At 75.1% G+C, this 13,834-nt stretch carries 11 protein-coding genes; 6 read left to right on the top strand and 5 right to left on the bottom strand.

Features of this window, described 5'->3' with window-relative positions:
- Positions 1-68 precede the first annotated feature (68 nt).
- Together IEV65_RS12300 and IEV65_RS12295 are read right to left on the bottom strand one after the other, a co-directional pair.
- A complete protein-coding gene (locus IEV65_RS12300) occupies positions 69-2,309 on the bottom strand; it encodes a helicase-associated domain-containing protein (protein WP_188431217.1) in 2,241 nt (746 codons plus the stop codon).
- Between the two features lie 10 nt (positions 2,310-2,319).
- Positions 2,320-3,819, bottom strand: coding sequence for a gluconokinase (locus IEV65_RS12295; protein WP_188431215.1), 1,500 nt, complete (start codon positions 3,817-3,819; stop codon positions 2,320-2,322).
- A gap of 58 nt (positions 3,820-3,877) precedes the next feature.
- Here IEV65_RS12295 and menD point away from each other — a divergent pair, with 58 nt between their 5' ends.
- Positions 3,878-5,653 carry a 2-succinyl-5-enolpyruvyl-6-hydroxy-3-cyclohexene-1-carboxylic-acid synthase gene (gene menD, locus IEV65_RS12290; protein ID WP_188431213.1) on the top strand — a complete coding sequence of 592 codons (1,776 nt, stop codon included), beginning with the start codon at positions 3,878-3,880 and terminating at the stop codon, positions 5,651-5,653.
- Positions 5,654-5,819: 166 nt separating this feature from the next.
- Here menD and IEV65_RS12285 read toward each other — a convergent pair whose 3' ends face one another.
- The 3 genes from IEV65_RS12285 to IEV65_RS12275 form a co-directional block, all read right to left on the bottom strand.
- Positions 5,820-6,326, bottom strand: coding sequence for a GNAT family N-acetyltransferase (locus IEV65_RS12285; protein WP_188431211.1), 507 nt, complete (start codon positions 6,324-6,326; stop codon positions 5,820-5,822).
- Between the two features lie 10 nt (positions 6,327-6,336).
- A complete protein-coding gene (locus tag IEV65_RS12280) occupies positions 6,337-6,801 on the bottom strand; it encodes an SRPBCC domain-containing protein (protein WP_188431209.1) in 465 nt (154 codons plus the stop codon).
- Positions 6,802-6,895: 94 nt separating this feature from the next.
- Positions 6,896-8,203 carry an isochorismate synthase gene (locus tag IEV65_RS12275; RefSeq protein WP_188431207.1) on the bottom strand — a complete coding sequence of 436 codons (1,308 nt, stop codon included), beginning with the start codon at positions 8,201-8,203 and terminating at the stop codon, positions 6,896-6,898.
- Between the two features lie 37 nt (positions 8,204-8,240).
- Here IEV65_RS12275 and IEV65_RS12270 point away from each other — a divergent pair, with 37 nt between their 5' ends.
- The 5 genes from IEV65_RS12270 (at position 8,241) to IEV65_RS12250 (ending at position 13,813) form a co-directional block, all read left to right on the top strand.
- Positions 8,241-8,957, top strand: a complete 717-nt coding sequence (locus IEV65_RS12270; RefSeq protein ID WP_188431205.1) for a demethylmenaquinone methyltransferase — start codon at positions 8,241-8,243, stop codon at positions 8,955-8,957.
- 48 nt (positions 8,958-9,005) lie between these two features.
- Entirely contained in the window at positions 9,006-10,868 is a 1,863-nt protein-coding gene (locus tag IEV65_RS12265; protein ID WP_188431203.1) for a putative nucleotidyltransferase substrate binding domain-containing protein, read from the top strand.
- Complete coding sequence (locus IEV65_RS12260) at positions 10,868-11,602, top strand: exonuclease domain-containing protein (protein ID WP_188431201.1); 735 nt, start codon at positions 10,868-10,870, stop codon at positions 11,600-11,602. Before IEV65_RS12265 ends, IEV65_RS12260 begins: the two co-directional genes overlap by 1 nt.
- A gap of 458 nt (positions 11,603-12,060) precedes the next feature.
- A complete protein-coding gene (locus IEV65_RS12255) occupies positions 12,061-13,356 on the top strand; it encodes a geranylgeranyl reductase family protein (protein WP_188431200.1) in 1,296 nt (431 codons plus the stop codon).
- 91 nt (positions 13,357-13,447) lie between these two features.
- On the top strand, positions 13,448-13,813 hold the full coding sequence (locus IEV65_RS12250) for an NADH-quinone oxidoreductase subunit A (protein ID WP_188431197.1): 366 nt from the start codon (positions 13,448-13,450) through the stop codon (positions 13,811-13,813).
- Positions 13,814-13,834: the final 21 nt, after the last annotated feature.

Raw genomic sequence — 13,834 nt, 5'->3', positions numbered from 1 at the left:
GTCCGGCCGCCGACCGGCTCTGACCAGCGGGCGTCGTCGATCCTCGGGATCGGCGGTGCCCGCTGCGCTCAGTCCGCCGCGCGAGCCCTGGTGACCCGGTGGAGCAGGAAGCTGCGGACGACGTCCGCCTCGCCCACCGTCGCCCGCACCCGGCCGCCCTCGACCGACTCCGGCCGGACCAGGTGCGTGGCCACCCCGCCGGCGTCGTCGGCATACCCGATCCAGACCGCGGAGCCGGACGCGACCGCCTCACGGAGCACCGCCGTCACGACCACCGGGTCGGTGTGCGTGCCGGCCTCGTCGAGCCCCGAGGACCGCGCGCCCTCGCCCCGCCGCATCAGCGCGACGACCTGGCGCGCGACCTCGTCGTCCACGGTGCTGACGTGCACGGGGGCGAGGGGGCGCGCGGTGGTGCGCCGGGTGGTCGCGGCGGCCAGCGCGAGCCCGCCGTCGCCGCCCTCGACGACCGGGCCGTACTGCTCCTCGCGCAGCAGGTCCAGCACCGTCGGCGCGGGCACGGGGGAGACCAGCACGGTCGGGGCGATCCGGCGCCACTGCAGCATCCCCAGGGCCCGGTCGCGCTCCACCCGGTCCAGGAGCGCGGGGTCGTCGGAGCGCAGGTATGCCGCGCACGACCCGACGCGCGCCTGGCCGTGGCGGCGCGCGACGTCGCGCACGAGGTAGTCGAGCGGCTGGGGCACGCCGGTGCGGGAGACCGCGGCGAGCTCGGCGAGCACCCGGTCGGCCGTCCATCCCAGGTCGAGGGCGCGGCGGACGCTGGTCTCGCTGAACCGGTGCACGGTCGCCCCGCCCCGCGACTCGACGTCGCTGACGAGGTGCACCAGCGCGCGGACCGGGCCGTCGAGCCGTCCCGGGGCGATCGCGGTGAGGTCGGCCTGGAGCAGGACGTGGTCGACCGCAGGAGGGACGAGCGGCTCCATCAGCGCGGCCGGGTCGTGGCGGTCGCCGTTGGGCACGTCCCGGCGGTCGTCGTCGGTCACGAGCGCCCTGCCGGGGCCGGAGAGGGCGCCGCGACCGGTGACCCCGGCCCACTCCGCCTCCCGCAGGGCGGTGTCGGCACCCACGCCGTGCTCGGCGCCGAAGCGGGCCGAGCGCAGCGGATGACGCCAGCGCAGCAGCGTCTCGACCTGCTCGGCGTCGGGGGCCGCGCCGGGCGGCAGGCTGGCGAGGGCGGTGAGGGTGTCGTGGCGCCGCAGGCGTGCGAGGGGGTAGGAGGTCTGGGTCGAGAGCACGTTGACGCGCCCGGTCGTGCCGGTGCCCACGAGGCTCGGCGCCGCCGGCATCGCCCACCACGCCCGCGCGAGCCGGGCCCAGCGTTCGCCGGGGGAGCGGTCCGACCAGTCGTCGGCCTCGAGGGTGGGCGCCCAGGTGGGCTCCGCGCCGGACCTCGACCCGCCGTCGTCGACGGCGAGGAGCCCGGCCGCGTGGGCGGTCTCCAGCAGCCATGCCGCCTGCTCGGTGTCCACCTCCAGGTGCGCCGCGAGCCGACCCAGGTCACGCACCGCCAGCCCGCCGGAGCGCAGCACCCGTGGCGGGCGCGAGCCCCACAGGTCCACGACCTCGGTGACCAGCACGATGAGCTCGGCAGCGCGCCCGCCGGCCGCTGCGTCGACGACCTCGGGGTCCAGCGGGGCGAGGTCGAGCGCGGGCGGCTCGGTGGAGGGATGGCGGTGCAGCCGACCGCCGCGCAGCGCCAGCGCGACCTCGCGGGGCAGCTCGACGTGGTCCTCGTCCACGCGGGTGAGCAGGCCCGCGGCGACCAGGGTCTCCGCGGCGTCGGCCATCGCGCCGCCGTGGCTCAGGGCCCCGACGGGCGGGCCCCAGGTGAGGGCCTCGAGCAGGCCCCGAGGTCGCGGGCCCAGACCCTCCAGCGCCGAGGCGAGCGCAGCCCCCTCGGGGACGCCCGGTGCCTCCGGACCCAGCCCCGCCGGGGTGCCGACCACCTCGGCCACGGGCCGGGCGGGCCGCATACCCTCCGGCGCCGGCCAGCACAGGGCCAGCTGGTGCAGCCGGTCCATCAGCGTCCGCGCCCGGCGCACGGGGCAGTCGAGCAGCGCGGCGACCGCGGCAGGCGAGGCGGGTGCGGCCACCACCACCGCCTCCAGCGCCTGCAGGTGGGCGAGGTCGAGCTGGTCGAGCGCCCGTTGGATGCTCGCCCGGGTCGTGGCGCGCGCGGCCAGGGTGGTCACGTCGGAGGGGGCCGGGCGGGCGAGATCGGGGCGCGCCCTCAGGAGGGCGGCCAGCTCGTCGTCGCTGCGGGCGCGCAGGTCGTCGGCCAGCGACCTCACCGGCGCGACCTCACCCGAACAGCGCGTCGTAGACCCGCTCGAAGCGCTGGAACCGCTCGGTGTAGTAGGGGCGGCGGCCGTAGTCGGGCGTGAGGGTCGGTCCCCGGTCCGGCTTGGCCCGGCGCACGTCGGGGGCCAGCGACTCCAGGGCCAGCAGCGCGGTGCCGTGCAGCGTCGAGCGCTTCATCTTCACGGGCGTCACCGACGTGCGCATGGCGTCGGCCATCACCTGCAGCAGCTCGGGCCGGCTGGAGGTGACCGACCCGCCGCAGTAGAGCTTCTCCGGCTGCGGCGCGACCTCCCGCAGCTGGGATGCGATGCGCGCGTAGGACAGCGCGATGCCCTCCAGGACGCCGCGGTAGACCTCGACGGGCGCCGAGCCCGCGCCGATGCCGGTCACGACGGCCCGCGCGTCCGCGGCCCAGCCGGTGCTCCGCTCCCCGGTGAAGAAGGGCAGCACCAGCGGCGTGGTCTCGTGCGGCTCGGCGGTGAGCGCGGCGGACAGGTCCTCGGGGTCGACCTGGTCGACGGCCAGGGTGACGTCCGCCCAGGCCAGCGCCCGGCCCACGTCGTTGAGCGCACCGCCCACGAGCGCCCGGTCGTGCGAGACGCGGTAGCACCACAGGCCCTCGGGCAGCTGCTCGGGCATCTCGCTCACCAGCACGCGCAGCGCGCCGGAGGTCGCGCACGACGCGCCGATCGCGGTCTCGTCGAAGGCCCCCAGCCCGACGTTGGCCGCGAGGCCGTCGGTGATCGGGGCGTACCACCGGGCGTCCTCGAGGGCCGGCCAGCGCTTGGCGATCTTGGCGGCGCGCCGTGCCTCGACCGTGACCGGCTCGTCGAGGTGGTGCACCGGAGGCAGCTGGTCGAGGCGGATGCCCGCGATCTCGACGAGCTCGGCATACCAGTCCGCGGTGTGCCGGTCGACCAGACCGGTCCAGGCGGCCGTCGAGGTGCCGGTGGCGAGCACGCCGGTGAGCGCGCGCAGGACGTAGTCGCCGAGCGAGAGGTAGTGCGCCGCCGACCCGGTGACCTCCGGGCGCGTGCGCGCGAGCCACCGCAGCCGGGCGGGCCAGTAGCTCGAGTGCACCCGCGTGCCGGTCCGCTGCTGCAGCGCGGCCTCGTCCAGCTCCTCGCGCAGCTCGCCGACCTCCTGGGCGCAGCGCCCGTCGGCGTAGGTGAAGCACGGGGTCAGGGCGTGCCCGTCGGCGTCCACCACCACGAGGCTGGAGGCGAAGGTGTCGAGCGCGACGCCTGCGGCCCGGCGCTCGCCGAGCGCCTCAGCGAGGGTGGTGACCACCTGCGTCACCTCGTCGACCACCTGGTCGGGGTCGATCTGGGAGGTGCCGTCGGGAGCCACGGTGAAGCTGTGGGAGACCTTGGCGCGGCGCCCCACGGGCCGGCCGTGCGCGTCGTACACCATGCCCCGCGTCGCGGTCGACCCGACGTCGATCGCGAGCACCAGGGGGTCGACCGCGTCCTTCAGCTCGATCTCGAAGTCGGAAGCCATAGTGCCCACTACTCTAGGCGCACCGGCCGCTGAACCGCCCCCGTCCTAGGATCGGCCCGTGCACCCCTCCACCGCGCTGGCCTGCGTCATCGTCGACGAGCTCGTCCGCGGCGGGGTCCGTGAGGCGGTCCTCGCGCCCGGGTCCCGGTCGGCCCCGCTCGCCTATGCGCTCGAGGCTGCGGACCGCGCCGGACGGCTCCGGCTGCACGTGCGCGTCGACGAGCGCTCCGCGGCCTTCCTCGCCCTCGGTATGGCGCGCGCGTCCGGTCGTCCGGTCCCCGTCGTCACCACCTCGGGCACTGCGGTGGCCAACCTGCACCCCGCCGTGCTCGAGGCGCACCACAGCGGCATACCTCTCGTGGTGGTCTCCGCCGACCGGCCCGCCGAGCTGCGGGGCACGGGCGCCAACCAGACGACCGCTCAGCCCGGGATCTTCGCCGGGGCGCTGCGCTGGGAGGCAGACCTCCCGGCACCCGCCTCGGTCCCGCCCGGCGCCGCGGGCGAGTGGCGCTCGACGGTATGCCGCGCGCTCGCCGCCGCGGTCGGCGCGCCCCCGGGGTGGGCGGGGCCGGTCCACCTCAACGTCTCCTTCCGCGACCCGCTGGTGCCGGACCTCGCCGACGTGGTGGGCAGCGAGGGCTCCGGGGTGCCCGAGGGCCGGGCCGGGGGCGGGCCGTGGACCCTCGTCGACCGCGTCCCTGCCGCGCCGGCGGAGCCGGTCGAGCCGGGGGAGCGGACGGTCGTGCTGCTGGGGGACCTGCCCACCCCGGACCTCGCGCACCGGGCCACGGCCTGGGCCGCGGCTGCGGGGTGGCCGGTCCTCGCCGAGCCGTTCGGGGCGCTGCCCGTGGGGGAGAGCGTCGTGCCCCACGGCGTGCTCGTCGCGGGGCGGGTGGCTCGCGGCGCCGAAGGCCTGCAGCACCTGGTGCCGGAGCGGGTCGTGGTGGTCGGGCGGCTGACCCTCTTCCGAGAGCTGGGGGCGCTGTCGCGGCTCCCGGGTGTGCGGGTCGAGCAGGTCTCGGCGGTGCCGGCCTGGACCGATCCGGGCCACGTCGTGGAGCGGGTCCGCCCTCTCGGCGCGCTCGAGCAGCCGGTCGAGCCGACGGTCGGTGCCGACGGCTGGGTATCCGCCTGGCTCGAGGCCGGGCGCGCGATGACCCCGGCGGTCGTGGAGGCCGTCGGCCTGGGAGACGGCCGGATGACCGGCGTGGGTGACGGCCAGGCCGGCGAGGCGACCCCCACCGTGACGGGCCCCGGGGTGGCGATCACGGTGGCCGCGTCGCTGCAGGCCGACGACGTCCTGGTCCTGGGCTCCTCCAACGGGCCGCGCGACCTGGCCCTCGTGCTCGGCGCGGTGCCGGTGCCGGCCTGCCGCGTCGTCGCCAACCGGGGGCTCGCGGGCATCGACGGCACCGTGTCCACGGCGGTCGGGGTGGCGCTGGCCCACGAGGCAGGCCGGGCCGTCGCGCTCATGGGCGACCTCACCTTCCTGCACGACGCCAACGGCCTGCTCATCGGCCCCGACGAGCCGCGGCCCGACCTCACGATCGTCGTGGTCAACGACGACGGCGGCGGGATCTTCTCGACGCTGGAGTACGGCGAGCCGCAGCGCAACGCCACGCCCCTCTCGGCCGCCGCCACGGAGCGCGTCTTCGGGACCCCGCACGGCACCGACCTGGGCGCGCTCTGCGCCGCCCACCACGTCGGTCATACGCGCGTCACCACCCTGGCGGGGCTGCGCGACACGCTCGCGAGGCCGACCGAGGGTCTGCGCGTCGTGGAGGTGCCCCTCGACCGCACCGCCCACCGCCCGCTCCGCGACCGCCTCCGCTGAGGGACCGCCGCCGCCCGCCCCCCGGAGCCGCGGAGCCCCGGCCACCGTCGGTTCCGCTTCCCCCGTTGCCCGCCTCATAGCGCACACTTCCGGCAAGGATTCGTTGGTCACGTCCAACGAATTCATCGCCGAACTGTCGGCTATGACCGGACTCGTGGCTCGGCGCTCAGCGCGCGGTGATCCAGTACCTCCGCTTGCCCGGCCGGTCAGGGCCGGTCTGCCGCACGTCCTCCAGCACCCCGCCGCAGGCCTCGACCACCGTCGCGGACGCCACGTTGTCGTCGTCGCAGGTCACGAGCACCCGGTCGACGCCGAGGTCGGCGAGCCGCTCGACCGACCGGCGCAGGATCTCCGTGGCGTAGCCGCGGCGTCGGAACCGGCGGCCCACGGCATACCCGACATGACCGCCGACCTCGACGAGGAATTCGTTGAGCTGGTGCCGGATCGAGACTCGGCCGACGACCTCACCGTCCACCTCCGCCAGGAGGAAGTCCGCCGGCACTCGCCCAGGAGCCAGACCGACGCCGGACGCCTCCCGGGCGACCTGCGCCAGCACGTCGTCCCACGTGCCGTCGGTGAGGACGAACTCGAAGTCCTCGGCGAGGAGCTCCTCGTGCAGCGCCCGCACGGCCGTCTCGTCGTCCGCCGTCGGGGGTCGCAGGATCAGCTCCACGTGGCGCAGGTTAGCCGAGCCCCGGGTCCTGCTCCGCCAGCGCGGCGAACCGGGCGAGCAGGTGCGGCCACTCGGTGAACTTGCCCCGGTAGGCCAGGTTGTCGGCCTCCCACCCGTCGTGGGTGAGCGTCACGGCCGTGCCGCCGTCCTCGGGGGCGAAGTCCACCGTCAGGCCCGTCGGGTGGTCGCGGGGCAGGGCCAGGTGGAACGTCATCGCGAAGCGCTCGCCCTTGTCCCACACCAGCACCTCGCCGATCGGGTAGTCCTCGCCGTCGACGTGCAGCACGACCGCGCCGCCCTCGACCTCCTCGACGTCCGCGCCCTCGAACGCGGCGGGGTCCGGCGTCAGGCGCGGGTCCCACCAGTCCCCGAGACGTTCGGTGAACACCTCGAAGGCGTGGATCGGGTCCGCGTCGACCGTGGTCCGGTGGACGATCGGGCCGGTGTCGACCCCGGCGGCGTGGTGGGTGTCCATGCGCAACCTCCTCAGGACCCAGTGTGCCCCCGGGGCCGCCCTCCGTGGGGCGTCCTGGTGGGAGCGCCGTGGGCGCGGCGGTGACGGGCGCAGGTCAGCGGGTCGCGAGCCCCAGGGCGTGCCGCATCGCGGTCAGCTTGACCTCGGTCTCGGCCAGCTCGGCCTCGGGGTCGCTCGCCGCGACGATGCCGCCGCCGGCGAAGAGCCGCATCGACCGCCGGTCGGGCGCCAGCTCGCCGCAGCGCAGCGCGATGCCCCAGTCCCCGTCGCCGGACCCGTCCATCCAGCCCACGGGACCGGCATACCGGCCCCGGTCCATGCCCTCGAGCTCGCCGATCACGCGGGCGGCCACGTCGGTGGGCGTGCCGCAGACGGCGGCGGTGGGGTGCAGGGCGGCGGCGAGGCGCAGCGAGGTCGCGCCGCTCACCATCGTGCCCGTGAGGTCGCTGGCCAGGTGGTAGACGTCTGGCAGCTCCAGCACGTACGGCGCCTCGGGGACGTGCAGGTCGGTGCAGTGCGGCGCCAGCGCCTCGCTCACCGACCGCACCGCGTAGGCGTGCTCGTCCAGGTCCTTCGCGCTGCTCACCAGGTGCAGGCGCGGGTCGCTCGGCCCCGTGGTCGGCTCCGCCGGCAGCGGTATGCCGTTCGCGCGCCGCATGGTGCCCGCGAGCACCCGCGAGCGGGCGCGCCCGCCCTGCAGCCGCACGAGCATCTCCGGGGTGGCACCGACCAGCCCGGCGACCGCGAAGGTCCAGGTCGCGGCATACCGGCACTCCAGGCGCTCGAGGACCGGCGCGAGGCGCACGACGTGGCCCAGGTCGTGCCGCACGACGACGTCGCGCGCGAGCACCACCTTGTCGACCTCGCCGGCGACGATCCGGTCGATGCCGCGGGAGATGACCGCGGGCCAGCCGGAGGCGGGGACGGCGCCCTCGGACTCCACGAGCGGGTCGGGGGTGCTGATGTGCGGGTTGCTGCGCCCCAGCAGCTCGACCGGGTGGCCGGGGGGCCACGGCTCGCCCTCGACGACCACCTGGGTCACCCACGCCAGGCCGTCGCGACGCCCGATCAGCACCCGGGGCACGGTCAGGACGCTGGGGTCGGCCGAGCCGGGGGAGAAGGCGAAGGAGCCGAACGCGACCAGCCCGGTGCCCGGCAGCCGCACCTCGTCCTCGACCTGCGCCGTGCCGCGCAGCTCGTCCCACCAGCGCTCCGCGGCCGCGAACCTGTCCTCCCCGTGGGTGCGCACCTCGGCGGCGCAGCCCCAGCCGACGAGACCGTCGCCCTCGCGCAGCCAGGCCACCACCTCGCGCGGGTCGACCTCGTCGGGGATCCTGGTGAGCAGGTCGCCGGTCACGTCGACGGCGAGCGTCCGCGCACGCAGACGGGGGGCAGGGGACATAGCCGTCCACTCTAGGCCGTGGTGCGAAGATGGACGCATGAGCCCGTCGCGTGCCAGCCTGCAGAAGAAGCCCCGCGAGGTCGCGGCGATGTTCGACGACGTCGCGAGGCGCTACGACCTCACCAACATGGTGATGACCGGCGGCATCGACCACCTGTGGCGGCGCGCGGTGACCGCGGCGGTCGACGCCCGTCCCGGCGAGCGGGTCCTCGACATCGCCGCCGGCACCGGCACCTCCAGCGAGCCCTACGCCGACCGCGGCGTCGACGTCGTCCCGGCCGACTTCTCGATCGGCATGCTGCGCGAGGGCCGCCGTCGGCGCCCCGACCTGCCGTTCACCGCCGCCGACGCGATGCGGCTGCCGTTCGCCAACAACTCCTTCGACGTGGTGACGATGAGCTACGGCCTGCGCAACGTCGAGGACGTCGACGCGGCGCTGCGGGAGTTCCTGCGGGTGACCAGGCCGGGCGGCCGCCTCGTCGTGTGCGAGTTCTCCACCCCGGTGGTGCCGGGCTTCAAGCAGGTCTACCAGCACGGGGTCCTCAAGGTGCTGCCCGCGATCGCCCGGCGCACCAGCTCCAACCCGGACGCCTACGTCTACCTGTCCGAGTCCATCGAGGCCTGGCCGGCGCAGGAGGAGCTGGGACGTGCGGTGCGCGCGGCCGGCTGGCAGCAGGTGCGCTGGCGCAACCTCACCGGCGGCATCGCCGCGATCCACCACGCGCGCAAGGCGCCGTCCGCCGACGAGGAGTGAGGCGACCGCGGGCAGCCCGGGCGCGCCGCGGCATACCGAGGAGGGGCAGTGGAGGTCGAGCTCGCTGAGGTCCGCGACTTCCTGGCGGCGCACGCGCCGTTCGACAGCCTGCCCGGCGAGGTGCTCGACGACCTGCCGCGACGCTGCACGCTGCGCTACGCCCGGCGCGGGAGCGAGATCCTGCGCGCGGGGTCGATGAACGACCGGCTCTTCGTGGTGCGTTCCGGCGCGGTGGACATCACCGACGACGGGCAGGTGGTGGACCGGGTCGGGGCCGGCGGCAGCTTCGGCATGTCCGCGGTGGTCGAGCACGTCCCCACCCGGTATGCCGTGACCGCCCGCGAGGACACGCTGCTGATCACGCTGCCGCAGGCCGCCTTCGACGAGCTCAGCGCGGCGCACCCGGTGGTGGCGCTCCACTTCGCGGCGACCCACCACGAGCGGATCAAGGCGGCGATCGGCCAGCTGCACCAGGCGCGGCGCGGGTCAGCGGTGCTGCGGACCACGGTCCGGGACATGCTGCGGCGCCAGCCGGTGACGGCCGGGCCGGGCGCGACCGTGCGCGAGGCGGCCCAGGCGATGACCGACGCGGGCTTCTCGGCGCTGCTCGTCGTGGAGGAGGGCCGGCTGGTCGGCATCGTGACCGACCGCGACCTGCGACGGCGCGTGGTGGCCGCCGGGCTCGACCCCTCCCGTCCGGTGCGCGACATCATGACCGAAGGGCCCGTGACCGTCAGCGCCGACGCGCTGGCGCTCGAGGTGATGCTGGAGATGACCGGTCGCAACCTGCACCACCTGCCGGTGCTCGAGGTCGACGGCTCCGTGCTGGGGCTCGTGACGACCACGGACCTGGTCCGGCTGGAGCAGGCCAGCCCGGTCTACCTCGTCACCGACCTGGCCCGGCAGCAGGACGTCGCGGGGGTGGTGCGGCTGGCCCGCGAGGTGCCCGCCGTCGTCACCCAGCTGGTCGCCGAGGACGCGACCGCGGCGGACATCGGGCGGGTGACGAGCGCGCTCCTCGACGCGGTGGCGGTCCGGCTGCTGCAGCTGGCGGAGCAGGCCCTGGGGGAGGAGCTCGGCCCCGCGCCGGGCGGGTGGTGCTGGACGGTCCTGGGGTCGGCGGCGCGCGAGGAGCTGGGGCTCAGCGGCGATCAGGACCACGCGCTGGTCCTCGCGGACGACGCCGACCCGGCCGACCCCTGGTGGGCCGCGCTCGCCGAGCGGGTGACGGCCGGTCTGGAGGCCGCCGGCCTGCCCCGCTGCGACGGCGGCGTCATGGCCACCAACCCGCGGTGGCGGATGCGCCGGCGCGACTGGGCGACGACCTTCGCCGACTGGTCGCGGGCGCCGGAGCCGGAGGCGGTCCTCGGGGCGGCGATCTTCTACGACATGCGGCCGCTGCACGGCGACACCACGCTCGTGGAGCGGCTGCGCGCCGAGGTGCTGCCACGGGCCAGCCGGTCCGAGCTGCTCCTGACCCACCTCGCCGCGCAGGCCACCCGGATGCGCCCGCCGATCGGCTTCTTCCGCGGCTTCGTCCTGGAGGACTCCGGTGCCCACCGGGACACCCTCGACGTCAAGCGCGGCATCGCGGCCGTCGTCCAGATCGCCCGGGTGCACGCGCTGCGGGCCGGCTCGGGCGAGCTGGGCACCGCCGCCCGGCTGGCTGCCGCGCGCGCAGCCGGGGTGATCTCGGCCGAGACCGCCCGGGACCTCTCGGACGCGCTCGAGCTGATGTCCTACCTTCGGCTGCGGCACCAGGCCGACCAGCTGCGCGCCGGCGAGCGACCGGATAACCACCTCTCGCCCGAGCGCCTCGGCAGCCTCGACCGGCGTCACCTGCGCGATGCGTTCGCGATCGTTCGGACCGCCCAGCAGGGTATGGCGCTGCGCGTCCCCCGGGTGGGCTGATGGAGGCACGCGAGGCGACCGGCCCGCCTGCCGGACGTCGCGGATGGTCCGCCTGGGCCCGTCGGTCGCCTGCCCCGGCCGCGCCCCTGGCGGCGCTCGAGGCGCTGCCAATCCTGCCGCGCTCCACACCGCTGGCGGACGTGGAGCTCGTCGCGCTCGACGTCGAGACGACCGGCCTGCGACCGCGGCGTGACGAGCTGCTCTCGGTCGGCCTGGTCCCGGTCGGGGGAGGGGAGGTCCGTCTCGGCGGCGCCCGGCACCTCCCGGTCCGTCCGCGCCGGCCCGTGGGGCAGTCGGCGGTGGTGCACGGCCTGACCGACGACGCGCTCGCCGCCGCGCCCCCGCTGGAGGAGGTGCTGCCCGAGGTCCTCGGCGCCTTCGCCGGCACGACGCACCGACGCGTGCTGCTCGCCCACTTCTCGCAGGTCGAGATGACCTTCCTCTCGGCCGCCTGCCGGTCCCTGCTGGGCGGGCCGCTCCGGCTGCAGGTCGTCGACACGCTCGAGGTGCAGCGGCGACTCCTTCGCGCCCAGCACCACGAGCTGCCCCGCGGCACGCTCCGTCTCGACGCGTGCCGCCGGTCGCACGCCCTGCCGCGGTATGCCGCTCACCTCGCCACCACCGACGCGGTCGCCTGCGCCGAGCTCTTCCTGGCCCAGTGCGCGGAGCTGGAGGTCCGGCGTGGGCGTCCCCTCGTCCTTGACGACGTCGCCGAGCGCGGGCTGTCGCGTTGACGCGCACGCCGCCGAGGCGCACCGGCCAGGTGCTGACCGTGCACACGTCACTCACGTGAGTGGGTTGTGCACGGGTTCACCGGGTCGACAGTGCAGGAGTCACTCACGTGAGTGGGTTGTGCGCGGCTGCGAGGGCCTGACCGTGCGCAACCCACGCACGTGAGTGGGTTGAGGGACCTGGAGTGCTTGCGGCCCGTCCCAGCGACGTCACCGCCCCACTCCCGCCCTCGGGCAGGGCTTCCACGGGTTCCCGGTCAGGAATAACCGCCCCGGGAACTGCGGGACGCGTCAGGGTCGGCACGGTGACGCGTCGCGCCATACCCGGGGCCAGGTCCTGGTCAGTTGAGACAGATCCTTCTTCCGTAATTCGCGGAAGGTGAGCCTGTGCTGGGCCCCAGGAACGCCCGTCCTAGACTGGCGCAGTTAGTGAACGTCGGCACAAGCGAGGCGCATCCAAGGTGAATCCGCAGGTCGAGACCGCTCAGGTCATCGTCGTCGGCGCCGGCCCCGGAGGGTCGAGCACCGCCGCCTACCTCGCGGCCCACGGCGTCGACGTGCTGCTCCTCGAGAAGTCCGCCTTCCCCCGCGACAAGATCTGCGGCGACGGCCTGACCCCGCGCGCGGTCCGGGAGCTGATCAACCTCGGCGTCCCCACCCGCGAGGAGGACGGCTGGCACCGCACCAAGGGGCTGCGGATCGTCGGCGGCGGCATGCGCCTGGAGCTCGACTGGCCGGGCAACGCCACCTTCCCGCCCTACGGCCTGGTCCGCACCCGGATGGACCTCGACGAGCTCCTCGCCCGCCACGCGGTCGCCCGCGGCGCGCGCCTGCACGAGCGCACCAACGTCCAGGAGCCGATCCTCGACCACCGCGGCCACATCTGCGGGGTGACCGCCAAGGTCATGGGCGAGGACGGCCGGGCCACCGGTGAGGTCCGCGAGTTCCGCGCCCCCGTGGTCGTCGCGGCGGACGGCGTCTCCAGCCGGCTCTCGCTGTCGATGGACCGCCCCAAGCGCGACGACCGCCCGATGGGGGTGGCGGTCCGCACCTACTACACGACGCCCCGTCACGACGACGACTACCTCGAGTCCTGGCTGGAGCTGTGGGCCAAGGACGAGGCCGGCGGCCCGGACGTCCTCATGCCGGGCTACGGCTGGATCTTCCCGCTCGGCGACGGCACCGCCAACGTGGGCCTCGGCATCCTGGACACCGCCAAGGACTTCGGCACCTTCGACTCGCGCGACGTGATGCGCCGCTGGGTGGAGACGATGCCGGAGAGCTGGGGCTTCTCCGAGGAGACCCGCCTCGCGCCGGTCCGCGGCGCGGCGCTGCCGATGTGCTTCAACCGCCAGCCCCTCTACGACCGCGGCCTGCTGCTCGTCGGCGACGCGGGCGGCATGGTCAACCCGTTCAACGGCGAGGGCATCGCCGAGTCGATGGAGGCCGGCCGGCACGCCGCCGAGGTCATCGCCTCCGCCCTCGCGCGCGCCACCCCCGGCGAGACCGAGGCCGTGCTGCGGTCCTACACCACCGTCATGAAGCAGGCGCTGGGTGGTTACTACACGCTCGGGCGCCACTTCGCCACGCTCATCGGCAAGCCGGAGATCATGCGCCTGGCCGTCAAGTACGGCCTGCCGCGCCGGTCGCTCATGCGCCTGCTGCTCAAGATCATGGCCAACCTGCCCCAGGAGCGCGACGGTCAGCTGGACGACCGGGTGATCAATGCGCTGAGCCGGATGACACCTGCGGCATGATGGCCCTGACGCCCCCTACGATTGCCCTGCGTCCGACCCCGCCCCCGGCGTGCCCGCCGTGGCCGCCCCGAAAGGAGTCCAGGCACCGATGATGGACTACCACCCGTATCTGCCGATCGTCTTCTTCCTCTTCTTCGGACTGCTCTTCGCGTTCGGGTCGGTGTTCGGCGGTGGCCTCCTGGGCAAGGCCCAGTACAACCGCGCCAAGGCCGAGGCCTACGAGTGCGGCATCCAGCCCACGCCGCAGGCGCACGAGGGCGGCCGCGTGCCGATCAAGTACTACCTGACCGCGATGCTCTTCATCGTCTTCGACGTCGAGGTGCTCTTCCTCTACCCGTTCGCGGTGGCCTTCGACCAGGTGGGGCTGTTCTCGGTGCTCGCGATGCTGCTCTTCCTCGTCGTGGTCTCGGTGCCGTTCGTCTACGAGTGGAGCCGCGGCGGCCTGGAGTGGGACTGATGCAGGGGTATGACGTCGTGC

This window comes from Ornithinimicrobium tianjinense (genome assembly GCF_014636495.1).
GTDB lineage: Bacteria > Actinomycetota > Actinomycetes > Actinomycetales > Dermatophilaceae > Ornithinicoccus > Ornithinicoccus tianjinensis.
This window is presented reverse-complemented; position numbering and strand designations above follow the sequence as displayed.